This window comes from Succinivibrio dextrinosolvens, from assembly GCF_900116345.1.
Taxonomy (GTDB): Bacteria; Pseudomonadota; Gammaproteobacteria; order Enterobacterales; family Succinivibrionaceae; genus Succinivibrio; species Succinivibrio dextrinosolvens_B.
The window spans coordinates 1-15,310 of the sequence record NZ_FPAH01000018.1 but is presented as its reverse complement, the minus strand read 5'-3'; the positions used below and the strand labels follow the sequence as shown (position 1 = coordinate 15,310).

General features: G+C 41.1%; 14 protein-coding genes and 1 other RNA gene. 10 read left to right on the top strand and 5 right to left on the bottom strand.

Going from position 1 to position 15,310, the window contains the following annotated elements; genetic code table 11:
• Window positions 1-13 precede the first annotated feature (13 nt).
• A complete protein-coding gene (locus BM308_RS07160) occupies window positions 14-1,552 on the bottom strand; it encodes a Y-family DNA polymerase (RefSeq protein ID WP_074944071.1) in 1,539 nt (512 codons plus the stop codon).
• Between the two features lie 14 nt (window positions 1,553-1,566).
• A complete protein-coding gene (locus tag BM308_RS07155; RefSeq protein ID WP_074944070.1) occupies window positions 1,567-1,998 on the bottom strand; it encodes a YolD-like family protein in 432 nt (143 codons plus the stop codon).
• Window positions 1,999-2,166: 168 nt separating this feature from the next.
• Here BM308_RS07155 and BM308_RS07145 point away from each other — a divergent pair, with 168 nt between their 5' ends.
• The 3 genes from BM308_RS07145 (at window position 2,167) to BM308_RS07135 (ending at window position 4,622) form a co-directional block, all read left to right on the top strand.
• Window positions 2,167-2,697, top strand: a complete 531-nt coding sequence (locus BM308_RS07145) for a stringent starvation protein B (protein ID WP_074944067.1) — start codon at window positions 2,167-2,169, stop codon at window positions 2,695-2,697.
• Between the two features lie 353 nt (window positions 2,698-3,050).
• Window positions 3,051-3,566, top strand: a complete 516-nt coding sequence (locus BM308_RS07140) for a hypothetical protein (protein ID WP_074944065.1) — start codon at window positions 3,051-3,053, stop codon at window positions 3,564-3,566.
• Window positions 3,567-4,037: 471 nt separating this feature from the next.
• Entirely contained in the window at window positions 4,038-4,622 is a 585-nt protein-coding gene (locus BM308_RS07135; RefSeq protein ID WP_074944063.1) for a hypothetical protein, read from the top strand.
• A gap of 99 nt (window positions 4,623-4,721) precedes the next feature.
• Here the strand turns inward: BM308_RS07135 and BM308_RS07130 are convergent, their stop codons facing one another.
• Window positions 4,722-6,509, bottom strand: a complete 1,788-nt coding sequence (locus BM308_RS07130; RefSeq protein WP_074944061.1) for a penicillin-binding protein activator — start codon at window positions 6,507-6,509, stop codon at window positions 4,722-4,724.
• Between the two features lie 295 nt (window positions 6,510-6,804).
• Between BM308_RS07130 and BM308_RS07125 the strand changes: the two genes are divergently transcribed.
• From BM308_RS07125 to BM308_RS07110, 4 genes are all read left to right on the top strand, one after another.
• Window positions 6,805-7,566, top strand: a complete 762-nt coding sequence (locus BM308_RS07125) for a M15 family metallopeptidase (protein ID WP_143098580.1) — start codon at window positions 6,805-6,807, stop codon at window positions 7,564-7,566.
• 78 nt (window positions 7,567-7,644) lie between these two features.
• Window positions 7,645-8,487: a 16S rRNA (cytidine(1402)-2'-O)-methyltransferase gene (gene rsmI, locus BM308_RS07120; protein WP_074944060.1), complete on the top strand. Its 843-nt coding sequence runs from the start codon at window positions 7,645-7,647 to the stop codon at window positions 8,485-8,487.
• Window positions 8,488-8,505: 18 nt separating this feature from the next.
• An RNA gene (gene rnpB / locus BM308_RS07115) (RNase P RNA component class A) lies at window positions 8,506-8,882 on the top strand.
• Window positions 8,883-9,076: 194 nt separating this feature from the next.
• Window positions 9,077-11,023 carry a TRAP transporter permease gene (locus BM308_RS07110; RefSeq protein ID WP_074944058.1) on the top strand — a complete coding sequence of 649 codons (1,947 nt, stop codon included), beginning with the start codon at window positions 9,077-9,079 and terminating at the stop codon, window positions 11,021-11,023.
• On the opposite strand, the gene BM308_RS07105 is transcribed toward BM308_RS07110, so the two are convergent.
• Entirely contained in the window at window positions 11,020-11,403 is a 384-nt protein-coding gene (locus tag BM308_RS07105) for a VOC family protein (RefSeq protein WP_074944056.1), read from the bottom strand. The two genes, BM308_RS07110 and BM308_RS07105, sit on opposite strands and share 4 nt — an antisense overlap.
• A gap of 46 nt (window positions 11,404-11,449) precedes the next feature.
• Window positions 11,450-12,688, bottom strand: coding sequence for an MFS transporter (locus BM308_RS07100; protein WP_074944055.1), 1,239 nt, complete (start codon window positions 12,686-12,688; stop codon window positions 11,450-11,452).
• Window positions 12,689-12,803: 115 nt separating this feature from the next.
• On the opposite strand from BM308_RS07100, the gene BM308_RS07095 reads away from it, so the two are divergent.
• The 3 genes from BM308_RS07095 to BM308_RS07085 form a co-directional block, all read left to right on the top strand.
• Window positions 12,804-13,706, top strand: a complete 903-nt coding sequence (locus BM308_RS07095; protein ID WP_074944053.1) for a helix-turn-helix domain-containing protein — start codon at window positions 12,804-12,806, stop codon at window positions 13,704-13,706.
• Window positions 13,707-13,866: 160 nt separating this feature from the next.
• Complete coding sequence (locus BM308_RS07090) at window positions 13,867-14,571, top strand: cysteate racemase (RefSeq protein WP_074944052.1); 705 nt, start codon at window positions 13,867-13,869, stop codon at window positions 14,569-14,571.
• A gap of 191 nt (window positions 14,572-14,762) precedes the next feature.
• A partial coding sequence (locus BM308_RS07085) for an AAA family ATPase (RefSeq protein WP_177214429.1) occupies window positions 14,763-15,310 on the top strand: 548 nt, incomplete at its 3' end.

Genomic DNA, 15,310 nt, shown 5'->3' with positions numbered 1-15,310 from the left:
ATAGCGCAGATTGTCAGGCCTTGTGTCCTCCAATCTGCCTGTTTCTTTCAATGGCGGTCGCTCCCTGCTCAAAGTTGTTTCCTTTCAGAATAGCGTTTTTTCCGTATTTCTCTTTAATCATAATCATCGCCTTCTGGGCTTTGATTTCCTTTTCTTCCTTCTCTTTGTCTATTTTGGTCTCCTCCTGCTGTGGAGTAGGATCAATCATGGCAAAGAGGTCGGTCTGATAAGGTTCTGCCGGTTTGGAATTTAGCGCTTCAAGCTCTTTTGTATCCAAAAGCTCAATGGCACAGACCCTGAGTCTTCTCACATTGTAGAAGGGCACTGTGATCTTAGAGTAAAGCTCTAAAACCGCATGATTCACAACTGAGAAGGATACAGTAGGGAAGGGGAGGGATACTGTTCCATGGGCTGGCTTTGGTATAAGCCTTCCGTACTGATCGGTATAGAAGTTGTTGTTCTCCTGGGAGTTGGTACGGTTAGGATGGTTGTTCTTATCGTAGCCGACATCAATGACTATCTTTGAGCAGACCAGACCTTCCTTCATGAGATCAAGACAGAGCTGTTCTGTCATCTCCTGAATTACAACCTTACCTTCGGCATTGGTATAGGAACGGGGCAGCACCTGTCCCTGACTCATGCTCTTTCGTCTGCGGACGATTTTTTTGATATCTGGGATGGTCGCGGTTTCATAGCCCCAGGCGTGATCTATGAGAAATTCGGCTCTGACTCCAAATACCCTGAACAGCAGATCCTCATTCTCAAGAGAGCAGCGGGCAAGGTCCCCCATGGTATAGATCCCGATAGCCTTAAGTCTATTTTCAATTCCTGGTCCTATACTCCAGAAATCAGATAAAGGCTCATGATTCCACATGGTTAATCTGTAGGATTTCTCATTTAAAGATGCCATGCGGACACCGAATTCATTAGGAGTTGCTTTTTTGGCAACGACATCCATGGCAATCTTGGCAAGAAACATATTGGTACCGATGCCTGCGGTTGCGGTAAGTCCGGTCTGATTGTATACCTCTCTTAAGATCTTGATGCAGAGCTCCTCAGCTGAACAATGATAGGCATCAAGGTAGGTTGAGACCTCCATGAAGACTTCATCAATTGAATAGACATCAATATCATCGGGAGCTATAAAGCTGCAGTAGATATCATAGATAAGTGTAGAGTAATCCATGTAGCGCTGCATTCTTGGAGTGGCAATAATATAGTCCACCGCCAGCGCAGGATTAGCTTCAAGTTCGTCCTGGTATACGGATTTGCCTTCAAAGCGCTGCAGATTGTTTTCTGCTAGTCGTTGTCTGTTTACCTCATCGATTTTCTGAATCACCTCAAAAAGACGAGGTCTGCCCGGGACTCCTAAGGCCTTGAGGGAAGGGGAGACTGCAAGACAGATGGTACTTTTTGATCTTGAGGCATCTGCAACCACAAGATTAACAGAAATAGGATCAAGCTTTCTGTCTACGCATTCAACAGACGCATAGAATGACTTTAAGTCTATGGCTATATATATAGGTGTTTTTTTACTATTAATGTTATCCATACAACTTAAGCCTTTTAATCTATAGTTATCCTGACCACGTTTTCAAAGCTGATATCTTTTGCATCTGTGAAGCTGAAGATACGATTGGTTTCATCAATGCGTCTCAGATGTCCGGTTACATTCAGATACTCTCCACCGGCCTTATCTCTGTCCGGTACAAAGATCCTCATGGTAACCTTAGGCTTCTTTTCGATGACTGTTTTTAGTTTTGCTATCTTTTCGTTGATTTCCTGATACTGCAGAGAGTTCTCATCAAAATCAGGGGCATGATCAGTAACTCTGTCCACTTCATCAATGGCATCAGAGTAACCGGTGAGGGCATCAAAAGGCATGAACTGACTGGCCCGCTGTTCAGCAGTTGCTTTAACGTATTTGGATACAGGCCTTTTAAGATGGATGATGTCTCCATACTTTAAAAGTGTCTGTTCGATGTCAAAACCAGTCATAGTAAATCACGAAGTAAAAAGATTCTTAAAATTAATAACACTAATAATAATTATACATGAAGATTTAAAAAAAATATATGCGACTTTTCAAAATATTAAGAATAATTTGAGCACCTATGTCTATATAGATATAATGGAAGCAGGACATGATCAGAGGAGTATTTTTATATGCACAGATTATCCAGCTTAAAACCATTTTTATTTAATGCATATTACAGTTGGCTGCTTGATAACGATATAACTCCCCATCTTCTGATTGATGCCACTATTCCTAAGGTAAAGGTTCCAATGGATTATGTTAAAAACGGCAATATAATCCTTTCCTTATCTCCTACCGCTATTGGTGAATTCCAGACTCTTCCACGTGGTATTTCCTTTAAAGCCAGATTCAAAGGTGTTGCCGAGGATATCTTTGTTCCTTATATCGCCATGGAGCAGCTGATTGCTCTTGAAACCGGATCTGCACTTCCAATCGGAAAGGCTTTGGAGCAGCTTGATCTTTCTCCTGAACCTGAGGATGCAGATATCTACCCTGATGAGGGACTTGAGTCCGAAGGTCCTGACTTCGAACTTGATGAGGGGGAGGAGAGTTCAGAACCAAAAGAAGCTAAAACAGAAGAGCAAAAGAGTCAGACCTCAGAGGTAAAGAGCTCTACAGAGACCTCTAAGGAACCTGGCTTTAGCTTCGTGGATGAATAATAGTTGCGCATTATAGATACGGTTTGTGATGCCGTATCTGTCTATTTATATAACGCACTTTTCTTTTTTTTACTTCAGATTTTCCTGTCTTTTAGCCTTATTTATGCTGTTTATAAGCATAAATATTTATCAGTTGTTTTATGAGACTACATTGTAAATGTAGTGGAAAAATATCAAGAAAGTGTGATATGTATTCCAATTTTAAACAAAACAGGGTATATATTCAAAAGTAGTTGCATCTTTTGGAAAATTTTATTTTATACTTAAGTCAAAGGTTAAACGAAAAGAGTCTGATTCACGAATTAAAGGTCAGATTTCTTCAAAAGATTTTTATAACTAATGAGGTAACGATTATGTCAGTAGGTGCAATTTCAACTTCAAATGTAAATGCAATCAAGGGTACCGAGTTCGAGGGTATGTCCATCCAGATGATGGCAGCTATGGTGATGCTGGAGGTAGGTGCCACCAAGAAGAAAGAAGCAGAAATGAAAATCGGCGATATGAAGGCTCAGAACGATAAAGCAAAACAGCTGAATAATCTTCTGGACAGAATGAATGGCGAGCTTGGCAAGTACACCAAGGATGAGGATTCAGATAAGGCTGGCAGAGCTACAATTTTAGCTAAGTATATGAGTCAAGCAAAAGGCTTAGGTGTTGATATTTCTAATTGGGGTGGCTCTAAGTCTTCAGAGCAGGTGCGTGCTATAACTTCCGGCATTCAGCACATGGCAGAGAACTGCAACTCTGACAACCAGACTCAGATGGTTAAGCTGCAGGACTTCATGGGCCAGTACAACAGCTTCGTAAGCGGTGCAAGTGATCAGATTAAGAATGCAAATCAGATCCTGCAGGGCCTGGCAAAGAATTAGTAGAATTTGTCCTTATGTTTGTCGTAAAGGATACTATCCTAGGGTGGTATCCTTTTTGATTTTTCTGATAGTAAAAAAATAAGACTGTTTCTTGATATTTCGAATTTCAAAAAATCGAAAAGCTCAGTTCTATAACATGTGTCAAAGAGAAGAGCTGTATCTGAGAGAGCAACAATGAGCTTATTGATGGTAAGCCAAGAAAATCAGTTTAATTGTCACAGAGAATATTTCAAAGCAGTAACAATCATCAGATTCTTTTCTACTACATTATGATAATGTAGTTACAAAACAAGTAGAATTTGTGACATGTATTCCAAATTTAAACAAAACAGGATATATATTCAAAAGTAGTTACATCTTTTTGGAATTTTTGATTTATACTTAAGACAAAGGTTAAACGAAAAGAGTCTGATTCACGAATTAAAGGTCAGATTTCTTCAAAAGATTTTTACAACTAATGAGGTAACGATTATGTCAGTAGGTGCAATTTCAACTTCAAATGTAAATGCAATCAAGGGAACCGAGTTCGAGGGCATGTCCATCCAAATGATGGCAGCTATGGTGATGCTGGAGGTTGGTGCCACCAAGAAGAAAGAAGCTGAAATGAAGATTTCTGATATGAAGGGCCAAAATGACAAAGCAAAGAAACTTAACAATCTTGTAGATAGAATGAATGCTGATCTTGGTGGAGTTACCAAGGATGATGATGACAACAATAAAAAGAGAGCATCGATTTTAAAGAGCTACTACGAGGAGGCAAAATCTCTTGGTATTGACACTTCAAGTTGGGGCGCATCTGAGGTCAATTTGCCAGCTTCCTTCAGAGGAGCATCTTCAATGACACAGAAAGTTTTATTTATACCTAGTAAAACCGCAGAACAGGTACGAGCTATCACTTCTCAGATTCAGCACATGGCAGAGAACTGCAACTCTGACAACCAGACACAGATGGTTAAGCTGCAGGACTTCATGGGCCAGTACAACAGCTTCGTAAGCGGTGCAAGTGATCAGATTAAGAATGCAAATCAGATCCTGCAGGGACTGGCAAAGAACTAGTAACACAATTCTTTTATACAAAACAGGAAGGGATGCAATTTTGCATCCCTTCGTCTTGATGGAGTCCTTGAAGTGTCTCCAAAGATTTTCTGTCTTAGCTTATCTTACAGCGCCTAGCTCAACCCACATTGGAGTAGATTCAATCAGACCGTCATGTCCCAGGGAGATATCTCCTGACAGACCGTGTAAAACGTCGTTCTGATTTGAAGCAAGCTGCTGGATATTGAAGGCAAAGTTTACAGCGTCATAGGAGGCTGCAAAGATTCTCTGAACTTGAGAATTTGCCTTTGGCATTGTCTTCATGAAGCTCTCTTTTAAGGAGCTGTCGGTCAGTACCCATGGCATATCACCGAGGATTGCGCCCTTAAGTGCCAGCTCCTGTGAGGAGTTGTTAACACCCATGTAGCTCTTGTCGGTCAGATAAACAGCAACATTTGATGGAATTGCAGCCTTGATCTGAACTGCATCAATAACAGATGCACTTACGTAGGCTGAATCTGCTGAAGCAAATGGGCATTTAGCGATTTCTGAGGCAACATTAGCAGGATTGCTGTAGTTACATACTACTGCATTGCTGCTTACCTTGCCGAAGGTATTCATAAAGCTGTTGACTGAACGCTGGGAAGCCTTGTCAGTACTTAAACCGATTGCAACAGGGCTCTTATAGCCGTCAGCATAAATCTTTGAAGCTGCAATTGCGCCTTCATAGTTTGGACCTAAATCAAAGTACCACTGATTTACAGGACGGTTGCCCTCTGGTGAGTTCAGGGTAATTGATGGAATCTTAAGGCCGGCAGCATTCATGGCATTAACTTCAGGCTTCAGAATTGGTCCGATAACCAGCTTGGTGCCGTTTGATGAAATAGTAGCAACAATCTGAGAAATGTTGGTCTTGTTGGTATCGTAGAAGGTAACCTTAGCCTTTGAACCTCTGTCCTTTAATGCGGTAAGAATACCAAGTTTGGCAGGTTCTCCTACAGATGAAGCAAATCTTCCGGAAAGAGGCAGCAGTACGGCAATCTGATCGCCATCCTGAAGAGAGAACAGAGCCTGTGAATCTACTGCGACAGCCTTACCGCCCCTAGGAGTGACATCACGGGCATCCTGTCCGGTTACTACAGGTTCAGCTTTCTGAGGTGAGGATAACAGCAGCAGAGGATGATTTGGATACTTCTTGGCAAAGGTATCCATCATCTGATCCTTTAACTGGGTATTTGATGATTTATCAATGATTGCATACTCATAGAAACCTTTGTCGGTATCGTTCTTAACGTTGGTGTATGCTGAAGATAAGGTCTGATCATCAAGCTGCTTTAACAAATCAACAGATCTCAGCAGAACCTTTCTCTTATCGGAATCACGGGTTACATATCTCTCAAGAGCAGATTCGCTCTTGAATGCTGTAATCTGATACTTAGGATCGTGGGTCTTGCTGTAAAGATTGGTATTTACGTTGGTATTTAAAACCAGGAAGTATGAAATATCCTGCTTTGGCAGAGCCTTGTAGTTGATGGCGGATAGTTTCTGTTCTGCCTCATCAAACTGATTCTTCTTTGAGAGCAGCATTGCATCAACCATGGCTGCCTCATCCTTCTGGGTTGGAGTTGCAGCGCTTGCATACAGCTGGCTTACACTTGCTCCTGCCTGATCAAGCTTGTTCTCAACAATCTGTGATCTTGTATAAAGGATAAGAGCCTTGAAGCTTTCATCTGCAGATGCATCTTCAAATGCCTGTCTGTATTCCTGAGCGGTTAAATTTAGCGGACCAAATGCATTTACTGATTCGATTTTTTTTACAGAAGAACTTGTACATGCGCTTAAAGTTAAAGTTGCTGCTGTAAGTAAAGTGCATAAATATACATTTAAAGCTGATCTTTTAGCTTTCACGATGACTTCCTACTTTATATATGGATTCATGGTCACAACCTAAAGAACGTTATGAATATGGTACAACGTTCTTCCTGACCTATTGAGTCTAAAAAAGACTCGGTTTTGTAAGCCTTGCACTGGCCTCAATGTTCACTATTTTAACATACTGAGCATTATAGAAACTTAGATTTTAATTTTGTTTTTATTTTATGCGGATCTATTTTTTTTCTAACAGGTTAAAGGAATTCGTCCTATGCTAGATGTACGGTGTTTCAACTGTTAAGTATATTTGTCTGTAAGGATAGGTGAAGATATGTTCAAGCTAAGAGAGGTTACCGGTTTAATACTCTGTATTCTTGTTTCCTGCTGTCTTATATCAGGATGTACCTCAACTCCTGCTTCTCAGCACAAGACCATGACAGATCAGTGGATGCTTTTCAGTGACGATTCCTCTGATTTCGTGCTGTTAGCTGAAGCTGTTCCTGATGCAATTCTGGAAATCAGATATTATTCCACATATAACTTTGTTGGCGACAGAATCAAGGGTTATGAGCAGCCGGTTGCACTTTTAACCAAAGAAGCGGCTGCTGCGCTAAAGAATGTAAGTGATGAGCTTAAGACAAAGGGATATCGTCTGAAGATATTTGATGCCTACCGTCCTCAGATGGCAGTCTCCCACTTTATGTCCTGGGCTCTTGATCCCAATGATGTACGCATGAAGAAGTATTTTTATCCAAAGCTTGAGAAGAATACTCTGTTTCCTCAGGGCTACATTGCCGAGCATTCCGGACACAGTCGCGGCAGTACCGTTGATCTGACACTTTTTGATATGAATCTTGAGAAAGAAGTGGATATGGGAGGAACCTTTGATTACTTTGGGGAGCTCAGTCATCCGGACTACACTAAGATTACCAAGCAGCAGTTCAATAACCGCATGATTTTAAGAGATGTTATGTTAAAACATGGTTTCAAGCCACTGGTTGAGGAGTGGTGGCACTTTACCCTGAAGGATGAGCCTTATCCAAACACGTTTTTTACTTTCCCTGTAAGTTCTGACTCAATCAAGGTAAAATAGAGTTCAGATTGGAAAAGATTTAATTTGCAGAAAGCTTCTGATCTAAAAATCCGAAGCTTTTTCTTTTGGATAATAAAGATGGAAAGTGCCTTATATATTGTTCCTACTCCTATAGGAAATCTTGATGACATTACTCTAAGAGCAATTGAGGTTCTAAAGAGTGCAACCCTGATTGCTGCCGAGGATACCCGACATTCAAAGATCCTTTTGGATAAGCTTGGGATCAGCGGTAAAAAAATGATCAGCTGCCATGATCATAATGAAGGTGAGAGGGCAGAGCTTATTATAAAAGAGGTTAACGCCGGGGGAGTGGTAGCTTTAATCTCTGATGCCGGTTCTCCTCTTATCAATGATCCAGGCTACAGAGTAGTAACCATCTGTGCAGAACAGGGGGTAAAGGTTGTTCCTCTGCCTGGTCCTTGTGCTCTGATTACTGCTTTAGAGGCTTCTGCTCTTCCTACTGATAAGTTCATGTTCTGCGGTTTCTTCCCGGTAAAGGAAAAGGAGCTTACAACTGTTCTTGAGTCCTTGAGAAATGTTGACTATACCGCAGTGTTCTATGAGGCTCCAAGACGTATTGTTGATACCATGGAGCTTATGGCAAAGATTCTGCCTGAGCACGATGTATCCTTATGCCGAGAGATGACCAAGACCTTTGAGTCATTCTACAGACTTAAGGCTAAGGATGCACCTGAATTTCTAAAGGCTGATCCTGACAGAACCAAGGGAGAGTTTGTTGTTGCCATCGGAGCTGTAAAACAGGAATCCTCTGAGATTGATCCTAAGATTGCTGGTGCCATAGAGGAGCTGATTAAGACCTCTCCAGTTAAGACCGTAGCCAATGTTTTAGCTAATCTTACAGGAATAAAAAAGAACGACCTGTACAATCTGGCATTAGAACTTAAAGACAAGTCACACTAAAAGATATATAATATATATTGAGTCGACCAGACAATCGCTGCCACGCACGCGTGTTTAAGATCTTTATTCATACGGTCGTGGGGGAGGAAAGTCCGAGCTCCGAAGGACAAAGTGCCAGGTAACGCCTGGAGGGCGTGAGCCCATGACTAGTGCAACAGAGAACAGACCGCCATTTTTTATGGTAAGGGTGAAACGGCGAGGTAAGAGCTCACCGCTTTCATAGTAATATGAAAGGCATGGTAAACTCCACTTGGAGCAAGATCAAATAGGCTCTCTATAATCTGGTCCGGATTGAGAGCGGGTTGATTGCTTGAGCTAGAGAGCGATTTCTAGCCTAGAGGAATGATTGTCGCTGCTATGCAGAACAGAACTCGGCTTACAGGTCGACTCACTTTTCCAAATCCTGTAACCTATCCTTATCCATAATCCTGCACTTTTTTATAGCATCTCCAGCAATAGTAAGAACGCTGTCATGCCTTGTATATTCAGCCTTTTCTGATGAATTTCTCTTATTTGTACGTCAGACATTTCCATTATTAAGTTTAATTTTGTAAGCTAGATACAATTAAGCAGTATTAAGGTTAGTTGTATGACAGGCGTTTTAGAGCAGGAATCAGCTTCAAAGGATAATCAGGTAAAGTCTAGTCCATCGAGATATATGAGCTATGGAGGAGTAACTTCCAAAGTCATAATGGGGCTTTTGATTATCTGGACCATCTTCCAGGTTTATTTCACAACTTTTGGTGCTATCAGCGCGATAAATCTCAGAGCTTTTCACTGTCTGTTTCTGCTGCTTTTTACTTTCCTGCTTTTTCCTGTATCCAAAAAATCCTTAAAGCAAAGACGTTTTCCTTCGCTTCTGAATCTGCTGCTGATTGGCCTCAGTATTTTCTGCATACTCTATCTTGTAATCTATTTCCCTAGAGTGGCTCGAAGTGGCGGCAGACTTAATACGAACGATCTCTATGTTGCCGGCATTGGGATTGTTCTGGTTTTTGAAGCCTCAAGACGTGCCTGTGGCAATCTGGGAATTCTTGCAGCCATCTTTCTTGCCTACAACTGGTTTGGAGCCTATATCCCAGGAGCTCTGGGGCATAACGGCCTTACTTTAAAAAGAATTCTCTCAACTCAGTTCTGGGGTACTCAGGGAATATTCGGTATCGGTATTGGAGTAAGTGCCACCTATATCTTCCTATTTGTTCTCTTTGGCTCTTTCTTAAAGTACAGCGGCTTTTCAAAGTTTATCAATGATTTTTCACTGGCTCTGGTTGGTCAGACTCCAGGTGGTCCTGCAAAGGTTGCGGTTATGGCCTCAGCTGCCATGGGTATGATTAACGGCTCTGCCATTGCCAATGTGGCCACCACAGGAACCATTACCATTCCTCTGATGAAACAGACCGGCTACTCTAAAAACTTTGCCGGAGCTGTTGAAGCGGTTGCCTCAACCGGAGGTCAGTTCTGTCCTCCTATTATGGGAGCCGTAGGCTTTGTTATGGCTGAATTTCTGAATATAAGTTATGTATCAGTCATGATTGCAGCTGTTATCCCTGCTTTCCTTTATTATCTTGGCTTACTGTTTGCCGTTCATTTTGAGGCCAAGAAAAGAGGTCTGTCTGGCTTTTCAAAGGAGAATATCCCTAATGCTCTGACTGTAATTAAGGAGCAGGGACATCTATCCTTGCCTTTATTTATTCTGATTACTCTGATGTGCTGCGGTTATACTCCTCTGTATTCAGCAGTTATATCAATTGTGGCAACTGTTCTTTCAAGTTACCTGCGTGCTGATACCAGAATGAGCCTGGATAAGATTATTACTGCAGTGGTGGAAGGTGCCAGAGGCGCCATATCAGTAGGTGTCTGCTGTGTGATTATCGGTATTATCATCGGCACAGTCACCCTGACCAGCCTTGGTCTTAACATGGGCTATGTGATCTTATCAGTTGTGGATAACACCAATATCCTGCTCACCGGCTTTTTAACCATGCTGATGTCTGTGGTGCTGGGAATGGGCGTTCCTGGTGTTGCAGCCTACGTTATTGTGCAGGCCGTGGCTGTTCCTGTGCTGATAAAGGTTGGCATTGTGCCAATCTGTGCACATCTGTTCTGTCTTGTATATGCCTGTTTGTCAAATATTACTCCACCTGTAGCCATGAGCTGTTATGTAGCAGCAGGTATTTCCGGTGGAAATCAGCTTAAAACTGGTCTTCTGGCTGTAAGACTTGGACTTGTGGGATTTTTAATTCCATTCTTCTTTTTAACGAACCCTGAGCTTTTAATTGGAGTTGTTCCGGATGTGAAGATTTATGAATATATCTGGATTGCCTTTACAGCATCTGCAGGAACTGTGGCTCTTGCCGGAGGTCTTCAGAATTATCTTCTAAAGGAATGCAGTCTTCTACAAAGAGCTCTTCTGCTTATGACCTGTCCTCTGATGCTGTATCCTGGTTTAAGCTCTGATCTGATGGGGATTGCTTTCTTAATGATAGTGCTTGTGATGCAGAAGCTTAAGCTTAAAAAGGAAGTTACCGTAAGCTAGACGGTTAGCTCAATCAGTATACCGTCTGGACCCTTAATACAGCTTTCATAGTATCCATCGCCGGTGGTTCTCGGTCCGCTGACTGTTTCATAGCCATTGCTTCTAAGCCTGTCAGTAAGAGCGTCAACTTTTTCCTTCGAGTCTACAGAGAAGGCAAGATGAACAAAGCCTAATCTGTTGTTATCGCTATCCTCTGTATAACGGTCTGGCTTTGTCATGATCTCAAGACGGGCTCCAGCGGAGAAACTCAGAAAATAGGACATGAATCCGGTTTTCTGATTGTGGTATTTATCGGAAGCCTTTCCCGCAAAATATGTTTCAAAAAACTCTCTGGTTTTCTCAAGATCAGATACATATACTGCAGCGTGTTCTAGTCTCATAAATACTCCAGATGATAGGTTTCATAAAGGGTACAAGGTTAGTTAATTACTGGTTATCGTTTTCAATCATCTTCATTTTTTGTTTTTTCTTCGTCTCAAGGCCTTCATCGGTTACTACCTTTATTGCAATAAGTCCGACAATCAGTGCAGATATACCGATACCTACGAAGGTTGAAGGCAGAGAGTACATCTTTGATGTAAAGCCGATGACTACAGGTCCTAAAAGAATTCCTGAGTATCCTAAGGCGTTGATAAAGGCAATGGTGTCATGAACTGGAAAGTTCTTGATGGTACCGGCAAAAGAGACCAGCTGTGGCACGATGTTGGCAGCACCGAATCCAACGAGCAGGAAACCGATACAGGTTCCGTAGATATTAGGAACGATAACGGTGATGATCCAGCCTGTAGCAACCAGAAGAGAGCCTGCAACCACGGTTAACTTACGACCAAGATTAACCACGATTTTGTTTCCAACAAGTCTCATGATGGTCATAGAGATTGCAAAGAATGAGTAGATAAAGCCTGCGCTGCTGATATCAATTCCTCGCTCCTGATTGGCAAATACACCAGACCAGCTCATGACAGCGCCTTCAAGAGCGTACATGATAAAGCACATGCAGCCGATGATAATTACCAGAGCAGGAATTCTTCTGTGTTTCTTCTCTTCAGTCTCTGATTTTGCGCTTTCCTTATCCTCTTCATTCTTCCTGTTTTCATAGGCCTTAACATCGTTGATAAGGTGTCCGCAGTACATAAAGGTTATGAACATCATCAGAGCAAATACTGCAGATGTTCCAAAGAATAGGGATATACCCACAGAAAGCATGGCTGACATAAAGGCAGAGCCTGCAAGTGTTCCTACTGAATAACCGCCATGAAAGCCTGACATTAAAGGCTTTTTAAGTTCTGATTCTACAATAACAGCATTAACGTTGGAGGCTACATCCAGTCCTACGGTTAGAGCACCGAATATTAAAAGCAGGACAGCTGTGAGCGCTGCGTAAGGAGATATTGCCAGCATAATCAGAGTTAGGGCAAAGAATACAGCACTTATCTGCATTACTTTCTTGCAGCCAAATCTGCTGGTTAGTTTTGAGACAATCGGCAGAGCAATAAAGGCTCCGATTCCTGTACATAAAAGCAGCAGTCCCAGTTCGCCTTCATCCAGTGCGAAACGCTCCTTGATGTATGGGACCATAGGAGCCCATGATGATTCTAGAAAGCCCAGTACAATAAATGAGCTCAGGTTGGAAATCTTTAATCTTCTGTTTTCTTTTTTAGTCATATATACCTCTTTATGTAATATGACTATATCAGCAGTTTTAAATAGGAGATATGCTAAAATAGCCAAAAATATAGGACGAAATCACCAAAGTACAAAAATATCGGAATAGTGACAGATGGAAAACACTCAATCAAAGATCACCGACTGTATGTGTGCTACTGATGCATCCGGACTTGAGCTTGTAAAACACGGTACGAAAAATTTTCCGGTTGGCTTTTACTCAAAGGTACCAAATTCATCTGAAGTTCCTTGGCACTGGCATGATCATCTTGAGCTTGAGTATGTTGAGGCAGGGGAGGCCAGGATCACTATTGAGTCGATGGTATTTACCGTAAGAAAAGGTGAAGGATTCTTTGTAAACTCAGCAAGACTTCATGCGGTTTTTCCTGATAAAGACTATATCTCTCATACAGTGGTATTCCATCCATCGGTGATTTCTTCAAATCCGGAAAGCGATATCTACAGAAAATATCTTGAGCCTCTGATAAACGGAGACAGCTTTGCAGGACTTCATTTAACCGAGGCTATTCCTTTTCACAGACAGCTTCTTTCATATACCAGATCTGCTTTTGAAAGTTATATTAAAGGTGATTTCGGTTATGAGATAGATGTTACTAATTCGTTGTCTAAGGCTGTTCAGTGTCTTGCCTATCAGGTTATAAACACCTCTGAGAACAACTACTGTGTACCTGACAAATCCATCCTTCGAGTAAAGAAAATGCTGGCTTATCTTACACAGAATCTCTCTGAGAAAATTGAGATTGAGGATATTGCTAGGGTTGCCAGAATCAGTACGACAGAATGTCTTCGCTGTTTCAACAAAACCGTAGGAATGCCTCCGATTCAGTATCTAAAGAAGCTTAGAATTCAGAAAGCGGCACTGCTTTTAGGCTCATCAGATGACAAGATTATCGATATCGCTCTTGCCTGTGGTTTTTCAGATATGAGCTATTTTGCAAGAGCTTTTAAGGAATCACGTGGCATGAGTCCTAAAGAGTACCGAAATTCGGTGAGGTAGTTTTTTTTTACCCAACCTCTCTTAATTCCACGCAGATTTAGCTTTTTGTAAATTCCTCTTTGTTGTTCTATAAACAAAGTAGAGGCTGTTCTTTTATGTCATCCTTCAGATGTTGAATAAACCTGTTTCGCTGAAATAAAGCAAACAAAGAGGTGTCTGTATGAAAACTCTTGGTATTATTGGCGGCATGGGGCCTATGGCCACGGTCGATCTCATGCGAAAAATAATCCTGTCTACAGATGCTAAGAGTGATCAGGAGCATATTCATATGCTTGTAGATTGCAATACTAAGGTACCAGATAGAACTGCTGCAATTGAAGGAAGAGGAGAATCTCCTGTTAAGGAGATGTTGAAGTCAGCAAAACTTTTGGAGGAACAGGGGGCTGATGTCATAGTTATAGCCTGTAATACCGCTCATTATTTTCTTGATGAATTTAAAGATAAGGTTAATGTTCCAATCATCAATATGGTAGATGAGGCTGTGAAACACTGTGTGGAATTAGGCTATTCCGAGGTCGGATTACTATGTACTATTGGTACAAGAAATACAGGTCTTTATCAGAATGCCTGTGACAAATTCAATCTTAAACTGATAGTTCCTGATGATGAGGAGATCAAAGCCATTCAGGACATGATTTATTCAGGAGTTAAGGCTAATAATTTCAATTATGATACAACCAATGTCAAAACTGTCATTTCTAATATGAAAAATAGGGGAGCACAGGCCTTTATTCTTGGCTGTACGGAAACTCCAATTGCAGTTCAGATGTATCATCTTGAAGGTAATTTCATTGATTCCTCTCAGGTCCTTGCCCATAAAGCCATAGAGGCGGTCGGGGCGTCTTTAATTAATAAAAATAATTAAATAAGCTGATCCTAAGAGCCGGCAGATTAGATATTGAGCAATGTTTTCTTTTGTTCATATCGAATGATATTGATAGTGATGATTTCTTTATATTTTGGGGGTAGATGTCATTAATAGGCATATGAATATAGTAGTATAATTGCTATAGTATTCAATGTGCTTTAATTTACATTTGTATAGTAAGAATAAAGATGCCAAATCCAGAAAGACTTTCAACATCAAACAATAGATTTGAAGATTTACGTAGATCAAACCAGATTTATGTAGATCACACAGATTTACTGTATGAGATTGTTAGATTTAAAAGACCATCCTTTTTATCAAGACCTCGTCGTTTTGGAAAGTCTCTGCTGATTTCTACTCTGGAATCTTTGTTTTCTAATGGTACAGAGTATTTCAAAGGACTAAAAATTGAAAAGCTTTGGAATGAAAAAGAACAGGGAAGAACCTATAAGGTAATTCATCTGGATTTTTCAAGCATGGCTTATACATCACCAAAGGATTTCGATTTAAAAATCTATGAAATACTTTATAAGCTTGCCACCAAACTTGATGTTGATATGACAGATCCGAAGGCTGATTATAAGGCGGATACTCTGTTAAAAGATATCATATCGAGTGATTCCAGCAATTTTGTCCTCTTGATTGATGAATATGACTATCCGTTAACTCATTCTTTGGAAAACAAAGAATTATTTGAATCATACCGACAGTACCTGCAGGGATTATTTGGTGCCAT